Source organism: Neoaquamicrobium microcysteis, assembly GCF_008180155.1.
GTDB classification, from domain to species: domain Bacteria; phylum Pseudomonadota; class Alphaproteobacteria; order Rhizobiales; family Rhizobiaceae; genus Aerobium; species Aerobium microcysteis.
Genome location: NZ_VSZS01000060.1, coordinates 61,781 through 75,303, shown reverse-complemented (window position 1 = coordinate 75,303; position 13,523 = coordinate 61,781). Strand labels below are relative to the sequence as shown.

The window sequence follows — 13,523 nt, the reverse complement described above, 5'->3', positions numbered from 1 at the left end:
AACCGGGCGCCTCGCTTGCGGCTTACTGGAGCCAGCCCTGTTCGCGGTAGAACTTCTCCGCGCCCGGATGCAGCGGGGCGGAATTGCCCTGAGCGATCATCGTCTCTGGATCGAGATTGGCGAGTGCCGGGTGCAGCGCCTTGAAGCCTTCGAACTCGTCGAACACCGACTTGACGAAGGTGTAGACGACGTCTTCCGGCACCTCGGCGGAGGTGACGACGGTTGCGCCGACGCCAAAAGTCGTGACGTCCTCCTCATTGCCGCGATACATGCCGCCGGGGATGGTCGCGGTGAAGTAGAACGGGTTGGCCTCCAGCAGCTTGTCGACCTCGGGGCCCGTGACAGAAGCGATGACGGTGTCGCAGGAGGTGGTGGCTTCCTGGATCGAGCCGGCCGGGTGGCCGACGGTGAAGGCGAACACGTCGATGTTGTTGTCGCACAGCGCCTGGCTCTGCTCTGCAGGGGCCAGTTCGGAGGCCAGCGAGAAGGTGTCCATCGTCCAACCCTTCTCTGCCATCAGAAGCTCGAACAGGGCACGCTGGCCGGACCCTGGATTGCCCACATTGACGCGCTTGCCGGGCAGGTCGGCGATGCCGGTGATGCCGGCCTCGGCGCGGGCCACGAGGGTCAGCGGCTCCGGGTGGAGCGAAAACACGGAACGCAAATCTTCATGCGCGCCGTCGGCTTCGAAGTTGGCCGCGCCGTTGAAGGCGTTGTACTGCACGTCCGACTGGACGACGCCGAATTCGAGCTCGCCGCCGCGGATAGCATTGACGTTGAACACCGAGCCGCCTGTCGATTCCACCGAACAGCGGATGCCGTGGTCGCGGCGCGTCTGGTTCATCAGGCGGCAGATCGCCCCGCCGACGGGGTAGTAGACGCCCGTGACGCCGCCGGTGCCGACGGAAACGAAGCGCTGGTCCTGCGCGGCGGCCGCGCCTGCGGCCAGGGAGCCGCCCATCGCTACCGCCAGGCCGAGGCCGATCAGGTTTCTGGGTTTCATATCTGCGTCTCCTTGCTGTTTGCACGTTCCCCTTGCGGGCTGGTTGAGGTTGGTCCGGACGATCCGTGCACGATGTCCGGTTGTTCGTGCTGCCTCCGGGCAGCCGAATTGAATGCGGCAAGCACAGGTGGAGGCGCTCGCCAGAGCCTGCGCAAATCGGCAGCTTTTGCAACCCCGCGATGCAAGCCTGCCGCCACTTTGACGGTTGCGCCTACTATGGCTGCGTTGGACGGCGCAAGCGTTCCACCGGGCAACCACAGATTGTTTTCGAACCCGACGCGCGCGTGCCCGCCCGCCAGCGCCGTGCGGCTCATGAATTCGGTTTCACGCGGGCCAAAGGCGCAAAGCATCCATTGATGACGAGCGATTCCAGCGGTGACGAACGCGTCGAACTCCGCGTCAGTCGCGCCGACATCGGTGTAGCGGCCAAGCACGGCCAAAACCGCGAGTGGCGCGGACGGCAAAACGCCACGCGCGCAAAGCGCATCCAGGCGGGCAAGCTCGGCCCCGTCGTAGACGATGATCTGATGCAGGGTACCGGCCTTCTCCATGCGCTCGAAAAGGGCGGCGGCGGCGCGCTCGTCTTCGCCTTCGGGCAGGATTTCGCGCAGCGCGATCGAGACGGACTCCGGCTGCAGCGCATCGACGACGGCGATCTGTTCGGCGGGTCGGTAGCGGCCGACGGCCTCGGTGGTGACCTGCACCACCAGCTCGTCGCCCACCGCTTCGCGCACCGCCTTCACCGCCTCACGATAAAGCGCGACATCGAGCGAGTGCGCGCCCGCGCCGTCGCGCACGTGGAGATGGATCATCGCCGCCCCCGCCTCCAGCGCCTCGGCAGCGTCACGCGCGATCTCGTCCGCCGTCATCGGCAGGCGAGGATGATCCGCTTTCGTCCGGCGGGCGCCGTTGGGTGCAACCGCGATGGCGAAGGGCTGGGTCATGGAGCCTTGACCCCCGCCTGCACCAACGCCGCCGAAATCGCCGCGCCCAGGCGCTCGACGATGAGGCCGACATGGTCCTCGCCGACGATGAAGGGCGGCGCGAGCAACACGTGGTCTCCCGCCTTTCCGTCCGCCGTGCCGCCGGAGGGGTAGCACATCAGCCCCTGCTCCATCGCCGCAGCCTTGATCCTGGCATGCAGCTTCAGCGCCGGATCGAACGGCGTCTTCGTCGCCCGGTCCTCGACCAGCTCGACGGCCCGGAACAGGCCGCGTCCGCGAATGTCGCCCACGTAAGGATGCGCGCCGAAGGCATCGCGCAGGCGCGCATCGAGCGCTTCGCCCATCGCGCGGCAGTTCTCCAGCAGGCCGTCCTCCTCGATCACCTGCTGCACCGCGAGCGCGCCCGCCGCCGCCGTGGCATGGCCGATATAGGTGAAGCCGTGCTGGAAGGCGCCCGAGCCGCCGGTGATCGTGTCGAAAATCTTCTCCGAAAGGATCGTCGCGCCGATCGGCTGGTAGCCTGCGCCCAAACCCTTGGCGCAGGTGAGGATGTCCGGCGATACGCCGTCCTGCTCGCAGCCGTAGAGGGTGCCGGTGCGGCCCATGCCGCTCATCACCTCGTCGAGGATGAGCAGCACGCCGTAGCGGTCGCAGATCTCGCGGATGCGGCGGAAATAGCCCGGAGCCGGAGGCACCGCACCCGCTGTCGCGCCCACCACCGTTTCAGCCATGAACGCGATCACCGTTTCCGGCCCCAGACGCAGGATTTCCGCCTCCAGTTCGTCGGCGGCGCGGATGGCATATTGCTCTCCCGTCTCGTCGTCGCGTCGGTGGCGGTATTCGAAGCACGGCGCGATGTGGCTGACGGGCAGGAGGATCGGTTCGTAGACGGCCCGCCTTCCGGCATTTCCGCCGGCCGAGAGCGCGGCGATGGTGTTGCCGTGATAGCTCTGCTGCCGGGCGATGAAATGCCGTCGGCCGGTCTCTCCGCGCTCGTAGAAATACTGACGCGCGAGCTTCATCGCCGTCTCGTTGGCCTCAGAACCGCCCGAGACGAAATAGACGTGGCCGAGCCCTTCGGGGGCGCGCGCGATGAGATGTTCGGCCAGCGCCTCGGCGGGCTCGTTGGTGAAGAAGCCGGTATGCGCGTAGGGCAGCCGGTCGAGCTGCGCCTTGATGGCGTCGATGACGCGGCGCTCGCTGTGGCCGAGGCAGGACACGGCCGCGCCGCCCGACGCGTCGAGATAGCGCTTGCCCGTGCTGTCGACCACGAACGGCCCCTCGCCGCCGACCGCCACGGGCAGGTCGCGCGAGGGCTCGCGGTGAAGGATGCGGGTGCGGTTGGCGCTCATGTCGTGGACTCTTCGGGCAGGTATGCGGAGGTGGCTTCGAGCGTCGCCTCGCGGCGGCGCAGGGTTTCGAGCGCGCCTTCGCCCGCACGCGCAAGCACGAGGAGCGCAAGCGCCTGCGCGACCGCAATGGGCCCGATGGGCGAGGCGATGTGAGCCGGGCTGTCATTGCCGGCGACGAGCGTGATGTCGGAAAGACGGGCCACCGGCGTCAGCGGCCCATCGGTGATGCCGACCACGCGCACGCCGGCGCTGCGCGCATGGCGGGCGACTTCGACCGTCTCGCGGCTGTAGGGCGCGACCGAGACGACGACCAGCGCATCGCCGGCGCGCAGATGATGCAGTTCATCGAGCAGCGAGCCGCCCGTCCCGGTCATCAGCCTCACGTTGGGCATGAACAGAGACAGCGAGTAATGCAGGCTGAAGGCGACGGGGAAGCAGCTTCTGATGCCGGCGACCGAAACGGCCGGGGCATTCGCCAGAAGATCGGCCGCCTGCCTGAGCAGGCTTCGCGACGCTGCATCAAGGGCGTGGGCAATGTTGGCGCGCTCGGCCTCGGCGACGGCATCCAGAAGGTGATCTTCCGCGCCTGGCTTCCGCGTGCCGCTGATGAGCCTGTCCGCCCTGCCGGAAAAGACGCCCGGCCGTCCAGCCGTCAGCCAGGCGCGGTGCGTGGCCTGAAAGGCGTCCCACGTCTCAACGTCTAGCGCCTGCGTCAGCCGCGTCATCGAGGTCGGTGAAACGCCCGCCTGCCGCGAGACGGTGCGCAGCGACTGCAGGGCGACATCCTGCGGGTGCTCTCGCACGAAACGCGCGGCACGGCGGAGCTGCGGCGAGAACGCGCCGTAGCGGGCATCTATGCGCTGCCAGATTTCCTGAAGGGGCACCGTTCCCGCTCACACCTGAAACACTTGTCACGCAATAGAGCGACAGTGAAACATTTGTGTCAACGGGAATCTCAGGCCGGCAGCGGCCGCAGTGTCCTTGTGCGCAGCAGGATCATGACCATGATCGCGATGTTGAGCAGGTTCCACGCGATGCCGTTCCAGAACGCGGCGGCGTAGGAGCCGGTGAGATCGTATATCCAGCCCGAGAGCCAGCCACCCAGCGCCATGCCGGCGATGGTCGCCATAATGACGACGCCGACGCGCTGGCCAGCTTCATGCGCCGGCAGGTATTCGCGCACGATGATGGCGTAGCTCGGCACGATACCGCCCTGCGACAGGCCGAAGACCAGCGACACGACATAGAGCGAGGCGAGCCCGTCGAAGGGGATGTAGGCGAAGAGCGCGAGGCACTGAAGCACCGAGCCTATAAGCAGCGTCTTCACGCCGCCGATATAGTCGGCCAGGAAACCCGAGGCGAGGCGGCTGACGATGCCGCCCACCAGCATCAGCGACAGCATCTCGGAGCCGCGCGCAACGCCGTAGCCTAGATCGACGCAGTAGGCGACGATGTGCACCTGCGGCATCGACATGGCCACGCAGCATCCGACGCCGGCAATGGCGAGCAGGATTTGCAACGCACGCGGCGACAGGTCGATCGCGCGGGTCTGCGCGGGAGATGCCGCGACGCCGCCGGCGGGCAGCCCGACATGCGGCGCACGCCGGCGCAGCAGCAGCGCCAGAGGCACCATGGTGACGATGCAGAAGATGCCGATGGCGGCATAGGTGAAGCGCCAGCCTTCGCCCGGCAGGGTCAACTGCATGGCTAGCGGCCAGAGCGCGCCGGCGAAGTAATTTCCGCTGGCGGCTGCCGCCACCGCGACGCCGCGACGCTTGCGGAACCAGTGCGACAAATCCGCGATCAGAGGGCCGAACGTGGCTGATGCGCCGAAGCCGATCAGCCCCTGAAGCAGGGCGAAAACCCAGATGGATGAAACGGCGGAGGCGAGAAGATAGCCCACGACGAGCGCGCCGGCCGAGGCCACCAGCGGCAGGAAGATGCCGGAGCGGTCGACGAAGCGGCCGAGCATAACGTTGCCGAAGGCGAAGCCGACCATGGTCATCGTGTAGGGCAGCGAGGCCGACGCACGGTCGACGCCGAACTCGGTCTGCACGGCGGGCAGCACGACCACCACCGACCACATACCGACGCTGCCGATCGTGGCGATCAGCACCGATATCAGCAGCCGCATCCATGCGTAGCGGCCGTCTATGTCGGCGTCGGTAGCCGGCGAAGCGTTCATGGTTTTCTCCCTGCGGCATGCACCATCGCCGCCGGAGATCACCTGACACAGCGCCACAGGTGGTTCATCGACCGTTCCAGACGCTCACGCCTTCGTCAGAGCGTGGATGCGATCTCCTGCGGCACCGCCACCTCGATGTCCAGCAGCATCTGCGCCAGCCCCTTGCCGAGCGGGTCGTTGCGCAGGCTGGCCATGCCACCGCCGTCGAGCGCGCGGTGCATGAGGAAATTGAACCCTCCGATGCCCGGCACCTCGAAGCGCTCGACCTCGCCCTTTACCAGATGCGCGAAATAATCCTTCACGCGCTGCGCCGTCAGTTCGCGGCGAAGCACATCGGTCAATGCGGGATCGCGCGGGATGACGCCGATATTGGCGCTGTCGCCCTTGTCGCCGGAACGCGCCCAGGCAAGCCGGATCAGCGGGAGATGGACGTTAGGTCCATCAAAGATGACAGGATCGCCGGGGCGATTTTCGGCGGGAAAGGCCGGACCTTGCTGCGCCGAAAGGCCCGCGAGCGGCACCTCGAACCGCTCGCCGTCTATGGTCACGGTCGCAACCGGCAGGCGGGCCTTGTCGATCAGGAACGAGAACAGCCGCACGACGGGCTGGGGCCTGGGCCGGCCGCCGGCAAAGCCCGTGGTGCCCGGCGCATAGCTGGTGCCGGCGGGCGCGATCTCGCGCGCGAAGATGGCAAGGGCTGCCGCGTCCTCATGCTCGACGCCGAGCTTCATCACAACCTCGCGCGCTTCTCTGGCGCGGGAATGCGGGCCGTAGACCGCTTCCGTGCCGAGTATCTCGATATCGGTCCGGCGAAAATCGGCAAGGTTGCGCAGGCGGAAGATCGCCCGGCAACGCGCCAGGATCGCCTCGGCCGTCCGCTGCGCCTTCGCAGCCGCGTCGATGCCGATGATCGACAGCGTACCGAAGGCGCGGAAGCCGTCGGCAACCGTCGCCGAGACCTTTAGCGAGGCAGGGGCCGGCCGGCCGCGCCCGGGTGATACACGCACCCGATTGTCGCCCTCCTGTTCGATGGTTACGGCGGAAAAATCCGCAACCACGTCCGGCAGGATGTAGGCTTTCGGATCACCCACCTCGTAGAGCATCTGTTCGGCCACGACGGCACGGGTGACGAGCCCGCCTGTGCCCTGCGGCTTGGTGACGATAAAGGCGCCATCCTCGAAACATTCCGCGACCGGATAGCCAATGTTTTCCCAATCCGGCACGTCGCGCCAGTCCGTGTGCAGCCCGCCAGTGGCCTGCGCGCCGCATTCGAGGATGTGGCCAACAAGGCTGCCGGAGGCGAGCCGGTCCCAATCGTCCCCAGCCCAGCCGAATTCGTGCATCAGGATGCCGAGCGCCAGCGCGCTGTCGGCCACCCTGCCCGTGACAACGATGTCCGCACCGCGTCCAAGCGCAGCGGCGACGGGCAGCGCGCCGAGATAGGCGTTGGCGCCGACGATCCCGTCCGGCATCGCCTCGCCGGAGAACATCTCGGTGACACCCTCAGCGCGCAGTTGGCCGACAAGCTCCGTCAGATCGTCGCCCTCGACCGTTGCGATGCGCAGCGGCACGCCGGCCCCCTCGCACACCGCGCGCAGTGCGGCCGCGCATGCGGATGGGTTCATGCCTCCGGCATTGGCGACGAGGCGTATCTTTCGCGCGGCGACGTCCTTGAGGATCAGCTTGACCACGTCCACGAAGTCCGGGGCGAAGCCTAGCGCCGGATCTTTTGCGCGGGCGCGGGCCAACAGCGACATGGTGAGCTCGGCCAGGTAGTCGAAGACGAGGTAATCGACCATGCCGCTCCTGGCGAGCTGCACCGGGCCAAGCGCGCTGTCGCCCCAGAAGCCGCAGGCTCCGCCGATGCGGACCGTCTTCACCTCCCGGTCCATTGCGGTCTGCGCTTTTCGTTGAAGGCTGCGATCCCCTCGCGGGCGTCCTCGGTCTGGGCGACGAGGGCGATCTGGCCTTCCAGGAAAGAAAGAGCCTGCTCGAAATTCATGTCCCCCACGGCATTCATCGCATGGCGACCACGGCGGATCGCGGCGGGCGATTTGTCGATGATGCGCCCAACCAGCCACTGCGTCTTGGCGTCCAGCTCGGCAGCCGGCACGACATGGTTCACCAGCCGCATCCGCGAGGCCGTATCCGCATCGACCGGCTCGCCGGTGAAGCACAGTTCGGCAAGGTCGCGCGGCGGAACCAGCGGCATCAGCGCGGCCAGAACCTGCATGGGGAAGACGCCCACCTTGACCTCCGGCAGGCCGAAGCTCGCATGGTCGGCGGCAACGGCCATATCGCACATGGCAAGCAGGCCCATGCCGCCGGCCATGCACGCGCCGTTGACCCGGGCCACAAGCGGCAGCGGGCAGGCGTGCGCGGCGCGCAACAAGTCCGCGAAGGGGTGGCTGGAACGGTTCGGGTCGAGGCCGAAGCGGGCCGTGCCGCCGGCGAGATCGGCCCCCGCGCAAAACGCCCTGTCGCCTGCACCGGTGAGCACGACGACGCGGATGTCGGCATCTTCGGCAGCGCGCCCTATACCCTCGCCGATGCCCGCAATGACGCCCTCGGTGATGGCGTTACGCCGCTCCGGCCGGTTGATGGTGAGCGTCGCCACGTGCCCCGTGACCGAATAAAGGACCTCCGGCTCGCCGCTCATGCCCAGTCGCCGCCGTCCTTCCACTTGATGGAGCAGCCCATGGAGGCGACCTGTTCGCGCGGCCCCTCTCCGCTCTGCGCGATCTGCACCATCGCCTCGTAAAGATCGCGGCGAAGATCCTCAGGCCCGGCGGTGCTGCGCGAGGCATCGAGCCTGCCGCGATATTGCAGCTTCATGTCGGCGTTGAAGCCGAAGAAATCCGGGGTACAGACCGCGCCGTAGGCGCGCGCGATCGACTGGTCGGCATCATGAAGGTAGGGAAAGCTCATGCGGTGCTCGCGGGAAAACTCCTGCATGCGGGCAAAAGAGTCTTCCGGATAAGCCACCGCGTCGTTGGAATTGATGGCGACGAAGCCGACGCCGTGTCCGCGAAGGTCGTTTGCGTCGCGCACGATGCGTCCGATGACGGCCTTCACATAGGGGCAGTGATTGCAGATGAACGCCACGACCAGCCCGCCTGGTCCGACATGCTCGGAAAGCTGATGCTCGTTGCCATCCACCCCCGGCAGAATGGCATCGACGCCCTTCCAGCCGAAATCGCAGACAGGCGGAACCGCCGCCATGATCATCCTCCCTGACCGTTGCGCGACGCATCATAGCCGCAAAAGACGGCTACGATAGCCCTCCAAGAACGTCGGCCCGCCGCTGGGAAAGCGGCGGGCCGGAATACCGATGCCTCCTGGGCCCCGGCGTACTACCCGTGTCAGGCGCTATTCGGCAGCCTGAAGATTGATGCGGCTGTTGGCCAGCTCCGAGAGCTTCTTGTCGGTAGCCTTTTCCTCATCGAGGTTCTTCTGGAGGACTGCCGCGCAGTCGCTGCGGCCGAGCTCCTTGGCCCATGCGACCAGCGTGCCGTAGCGCGTCATCTCGTAGTGCTCGACGGCCTGCGCGGCGGCGACCAGCGCGGCATCGAGAACGCGGTCGTCATCGACCTCACCGGCGATCTCGTCGGCCTCCTTGAGGATGCCGTCGATCGCCGGACAGTTGACTGCCTTGGCCTCGATGCCGTGCATCCGGAACACCTCTTCGACCCGTTCGATATGGCCTTCGGTTTCCACCAGATGTTTCTCGAAGCCCTTCTTGAGCTCGGCGTTCGTCGCCTTGTCGATCATCTTCGGCAGGTTCTTCGCGATCTGCTTTTCAGCGTAGTAGATGTCGCGGAGCGTGTGGACGAACAGGTCGTCCATGGATTTGATGTCTTTGGAGAAAATGCCCATCGTCTTAGCCTTCTTCTTTTCTTCGTTTGAGGGGCGAACGACCGTCTTGGGCCGTATCGTCTGGGGGTACTGCCCGCCTGCCCCTCCAACGTAGGCAAGTCGCGGACGGTTCCGAGATTTTAACGGCAGAGAAAAGAGTTTACCGAAGCGGCCGCAGCATTGTGCGGCGTAGCAGAAATGCAACACACACCGGCAATCGTGCGCGCAACGCGAAAGCGCCGCGAATCACCCGCTTTTCAGCCACGCTTTGCCCGCTAAACAGCAACAACTTAACAACGCGTTCACCGGTTATTCACGGGTGAGCGCTACAATGATCGCCATTCGGAAGGGACAGCCGACTGGACAGGGATCGGGTCATGCGTATCTGGGCTCACATCTTCAACAGCGTGCTTGCGGTGCGCGAATTCTTTCTGCCGAGCTACAAGCCGGAACGCCACTACATGCGCGGACCGGGGCCGGCATGCGCACGCACACAGCGCGTGCACACAAACGCAAGCTTCCGCTAATCGGATTTCCCGTTCGGGCAGGGCTCGAGCGTAACTGGCTCGCCCGCCCGATCTCCTAACTTGACGCATTCATCGCCGACGCACACCGACCAGCCGGACGCGGTCGCGCCGGAGGCGGCCAGCACGAGACGCGGCTGCGCGGGTAGCGCCGGTTTCCAGACCCACCATCCTTCGATGAGCGTGGCACCCTCGGGCGGATCGATGCCCGCGCCGGAACCCTTGACCCGCGCCTCTACCAGTTCGAGCCCTGCGGGCGTTATGCGCCAGGCCTCACGCCACTCGGTCCTTTCGACCGAGTGTTGCCACGACAGGGTGAACAGGTTCGCCGCCAGCACGATGGCCTTGCCGCCGGCGGCGATACACAGGCTCATGCTGCTAGCCGCCGGCCTGGCTTGCAGGCGCCTGCGGGGTTTCACGCGTGCGCCACCAGTGCCAGCCGAGGAAGGCCGCGGCCATTGCGAAGCCGACCTCGTCGGTGATCGGCATCGCCATGATGAGCATGAAGGCTGCGACGGTGGCGACGATCCGCTCCCAGAATGCAAGGTGCCCCCTGAGATAGCCGATAACCGCAGCACCCCACAGCATGATCGAAAGCGACGCCTTGAAGACGATGTAGACCACCGCCGGCCAGAAGCCGATCGCCTCGGTCAGCGCACCGCCATCCTGCAGCATGAGTGCTGGCGTGTAGACCGCCATGAACGGGATGACGAAGCCGGCCGCCGCGATCTTGATCGCCTGCATCGCGATCTTGAGGCCGGCCTCTCTGGCGATCGGCGCGGCCGCGAAACAGGCCAGCGCCACAGGCGGCGTCAGGTCGGCGAGGATGCCGAAATAGAAGACGAACATGTGGCTGACGAGCAGCGGCACGCCCAGCGCCAGAAGTGCGGGACCGGCGATGGTGGAGGTGATGATGTAGTTGGGGATCGTCGGGATGCCCATGCCGAGGATGAGGCAGACGATCATCGTGAGGATGAGCGACAGCAGCAGCGACGTCTGCCCCACCGAGACGATGTACTGGCCGAAGGTGTTGGCGATGCCGGTCAGCGTCATCGTGCCGATGATGATGCCGACCACGGCGCATGCCACACCCACCGGGAGAGCGGTCTTGGCGCCCTCGGCAAGCGCATCGCGGCAGGCGGCCAGCGTGTCGCGCCCGCCAGCCACGAAGAGATTGGCCACGATGAGCACAGCGGCCGCTGCCAGCACCACGTTGATGCCGAAGCGGAAGAAGCTTGCCGCCACGATGCCGAGCACGATCCAGAACATGTAGCGCAGGACGATCGACGACGCGCCGAGCGCGACGGTGCCGCCCAGCACCAGCAATGCGGTGAGCGCGAGGCCGACGGTGCCGGCATAGAGCGGCGTGTAGCCGGAGAACAGCAGATAGACCAGCGCTGCCAGCGGCAGGATGAGATACCAGCCCTCCCTGATGGCGCGCAGGGCCGACGGCAGTTCGTTGCGCGGCAGGCCGAGCAGGTTGCGCTTGCCGGCCTCCAGATGAACCATCCAGAAGGCAGAGCCGAAATACAGCATTGCCGGGATGATGGCCGCCTTGACGACCTCGTAATATTCGATGCCGAGCGTCTCGGCCATGATGAAGGCCACCGCGCCCATGACCGGAGGCATGATCTGGCCACCCATCGATGCGGTGGCCTCGACGCCGCCGGCAAAGGCGGGCCGGTAGCCGAAGCGCTTCATCAGCGGGATGGTGAACTGACCTGTGGTGACGACGTTGGCGACGCCGGAGCCCGAGATGGTGCCCATGAGGCCCGACGAGATGACCGCGACCTTCGCCGCGCCGCCGCGTGCATGGCCCACGAGACCGAGCGACACGTCCGTGAAAAGCTTGATCATGCCCGCGCGTTCGAGGAACGAGCCGAACAGGATAAAGAGAAAGATATAGGTAGCCGAAACGTAGATCGGAATGCCGTAGATACCCTCGGTGCCGTAGGCCATATGGTCGATGACCTGGTCGAACCAGTAGCCCCGGTGGTTGAGTGGACGCGGCAGATGCTGGCCGAAGAAGCAGTAAGCCAGAAACAGCCCGGAGATGATCGGCAACGCCGGCCCCATGATGACCCAGGCGGCGGCAAACACCGTCGCCAGTGCTATAACGCCAAACACGATGTCGCGGGTGAGCGGAAAGCCGGTGCGCTGGATCAGCGGCACATATTCCCACCATTGGTAGAAGGCGACCGACATGCCCAGTATGCCCAGCGCCCATGCCAGGATGCGCACGGGGAGGGGCTTGCCAGTCATCGCCGCCACAAGCGGGAAGGTAAGCAGAACAAGGAAGCCGACGTGAAAGGCGCGCACAACCTGACTTGGCAGGTTGATGATGTGCGCAGCCGATGCCAGCTGGTAGACGGAGAAAGCCACGGCGATCCAGAACAGGACCTTTCCTTCACGCGTCAGCGGGAAGCTGCCATGGGTGGGATCGTGAATGGCGGCTGCTGCCTCGTCGGCAGGACGGCCGGTCGCTGCGCTCGTCATGGCGTGCTCCGAAATCTACGCTGCAAATCCACGAGAAGACCGGCGCAGTCCGCGCCGGTCTCCTCGCTGTCCAAGGTCAGGCTCTACAGGAGGCCGGCTTCCTTGTAGTAGCGCTCGGCGCCGGGGTGCAGCGGGATCGGAAGGCCTTCGGCGCCCTTGTCGGCGGCGATGGCGCGCGCGGCTGCGTGGGCTGCGCTCATCTCATCGAGGTTTTCGAAGAGCAGCTTGGTCATCTGATAGGCGACCTCATCCGACACGCCATCATGCGTGACCAGGATGTTGGTGATCGCCACCGTCGGCACGTCTTCTGCCTGTCCCTCATAGGTGCCGGCCGGGATGGTGGCGGGCATGAAGGGAGCGCCCATCGATTCTGCGATTTCCGTAGGCACGGCGACGACCGTCGTCGGCAACGAGATCGCCAGGTCCTTGATCGACGCAACGCCCATGCCAGCCGACTGCAGCGTGGCGTCGAGCTGGCGGTTCTTGATGAGCTCGACGGATTCGGCGAACGGCAGGTATTCCAGCTTGCCCAGATCGTCATACGTCATGCCGGCAGCCTCGAATATGGCGCGGGCGTTCAGCTCGGTGCCGGAGGCCGGCGCGCCGACCGAGAGGCTCTTGCCCTTGAGGCCTTCGAGATCGGTGATGCCCGACTCCTTCGAAGCGACGATCTGGACGTAGTTGGGATAGATTGCCGCGATGGCGCGAAGCTTGTCGAGCTTGCCGGGGAAACCTGCCTCGGTGTTGCCTTCCCACGCATCCTGCACCGAATCTCCGAGTGCGAAACCGATCTCGCCGCGGCCCTGCTGCAGCAGGTTCAGGTTTTCCACCGACGCCTTGGTCGACTGCACCTGGGTCTGCACGCCTTCGATGTTGTCGCTGTAGATCTTCGCGAGCGCCACGCCGAGCGGATAGTAGACACCGGACGTGCCGCCGGTGAGGACGTTGATGAATTCCTGCGACTTGGCGGCGGTGGCACTGAGGCCCATCGTGAGCGCGACGGCGCCGGCTGCGAGCAGATTCCTGGTGACGTGTTTCATGCGTAGTCCTCCCTGATATGCAGACTGTGTCTGTGCGCGACCTCCCGCCGCGCACCCGGGCGCAACCTAGCATGGCACGTGCCATTTCCAAGAAACTTGCCAGATCCGCGGGAATGCCGGCTTC

Annotated in this window: 13 protein-coding genes; 1 reads left to right on the top strand and 12 read right to left on the bottom strand. The window is 65.9% G+C overall.

What is annotated here, in order from left to right:
- Window positions 1-22: 22 nt before the first annotated feature.
- The 9 genes from FY036_RS08665 to FY036_RS08625 all read right to left on the bottom strand — a co-directional run bounded on the left by FY036_RS08665 (window position 23) and on the right by FY036_RS08625 (window position 9,360).
- Complete coding sequence (locus tag FY036_RS08665; protein ID WP_148914321.1) at window positions 23-1,003, bottom strand: TAXI family TRAP transporter solute-binding subunit; 981 nt, start codon at window positions 1,001-1,003, stop codon at window positions 23-25.
- Window positions 1,000-1,947 (bottom strand): BKACE family enzyme, encoded by a 948-nt coding sequence (locus FY036_RS08660; protein WP_148914320.1) that lies wholly within the window; start codon window positions 1,945-1,947, stop codon window positions 1,000-1,002. The genes FY036_RS08665 and FY036_RS08660 overlap by 4 nt, the downstream gene beginning before the upstream one ends.
- Window positions 1,944-3,299 (bottom strand): aspartate aminotransferase family protein, encoded by a 1,356-nt coding sequence (locus tag FY036_RS08655; protein WP_148914319.1) that lies wholly within the window; start codon window positions 3,297-3,299, stop codon window positions 1,944-1,946. The genes FY036_RS08660 and FY036_RS08655 overlap by 4 nt, the downstream gene beginning before the upstream one ends.
- Entirely contained in the window at window positions 3,296-4,183 is an 888-nt protein-coding gene (locus FY036_RS08650; RefSeq protein ID WP_148914318.1) for a MurR/RpiR family transcriptional regulator, read from the bottom strand. Before FY036_RS08650 ends, FY036_RS08655 begins: the two co-directional genes overlap by 4 nt.
- Before the next feature lie 71 nt (window positions 4,184-4,254).
- Window positions 4,255-5,484, bottom strand: a complete 1,230-nt coding sequence (locus FY036_RS08645) for an MFS transporter (protein WP_148914317.1) — start codon at window positions 5,482-5,484, stop codon at window positions 4,255-4,257.
- Between the two features lie 95 nt (window positions 5,485-5,579).
- Window positions 5,580-7,376 carry an acyclic terpene utilization AtuA family protein gene (locus FY036_RS08640; RefSeq protein WP_148914316.1) on the bottom strand — a complete coding sequence of 599 codons (1,797 nt, stop codon included), beginning with the start codon at window positions 7,374-7,376 and terminating at the stop codon, window positions 5,580-5,582.
- Window positions 7,361-8,143: an enoyl-CoA hydratase/isomerase family protein gene (locus FY036_RS08635; RefSeq protein WP_148914315.1), complete on the bottom strand. Its 783-nt coding sequence runs from the start codon at window positions 8,141-8,143 to the stop codon at window positions 7,361-7,363. Before FY036_RS08635 ends, FY036_RS08640 begins: the two co-directional genes overlap by 16 nt.
- Window positions 8,140-8,706 (bottom strand): thioredoxin family protein, encoded by a 567-nt coding sequence (locus FY036_RS08630; protein ID WP_148914314.1) that lies wholly within the window; start codon window positions 8,704-8,706, stop codon window positions 8,140-8,142. The genes FY036_RS08635 and FY036_RS08630 overlap by 4 nt, the downstream gene beginning before the upstream one ends.
- Before the next feature lie 147 nt (window positions 8,707-8,853).
- Entirely contained in the window at window positions 8,854-9,360 is a 507-nt protein-coding gene (locus FY036_RS08625) for a YciE/YciF ferroxidase family protein (RefSeq protein ID WP_148914313.1), read from the bottom strand.
- A gap of 356 nt (window positions 9,361-9,716) precedes the next feature.
- Here FY036_RS08625 and FY036_RS23900 point away from each other — a divergent pair, with 356 nt between their 5' ends.
- Window positions 9,717-9,866, top strand: coding sequence for a hypothetical protein (locus tag FY036_RS23900; RefSeq protein WP_201744723.1), 150 nt, complete (start codon window positions 9,717-9,719; stop codon window positions 9,864-9,866).
- Here the strand turns inward: FY036_RS23900 and FY036_RS08620 are convergent.
- From FY036_RS08620 to FY036_RS08610, 3 genes are all read right to left on the bottom strand, one after another.
- The gene (locus tag FY036_RS08620) at window positions 9,863-10,237 is read right to left on the bottom strand and encodes a DUF1850 domain-containing protein (RefSeq protein WP_148914312.1); all 375 of its coding nucleotides are present in this window, start codon (window positions 10,235-10,237) and stop codon (window positions 9,863-9,865) included. The two genes, FY036_RS23900 and FY036_RS08620, sit on opposite strands and share 4 nt — an antisense overlap.
- 4 nt (window positions 10,238-10,241) lie before the next feature.
- A complete protein-coding gene (locus FY036_RS08615; RefSeq protein ID WP_148914311.1) occupies window positions 10,242-12,359 on the bottom strand; it encodes a TRAP transporter permease in 2,118 nt (705 codons plus the stop codon).
- An 83-nt stretch (window positions 12,360-12,442) separates the two neighbouring features.
- Window positions 12,443-13,399, bottom strand: coding sequence for a TAXI family TRAP transporter solute-binding subunit (locus tag FY036_RS08610; RefSeq protein ID WP_148914310.1), 957 nt, complete (start codon window positions 13,397-13,399; stop codon window positions 12,443-12,445).
- Window positions 13,400-13,523 lie beyond the last annotated feature (124 nt).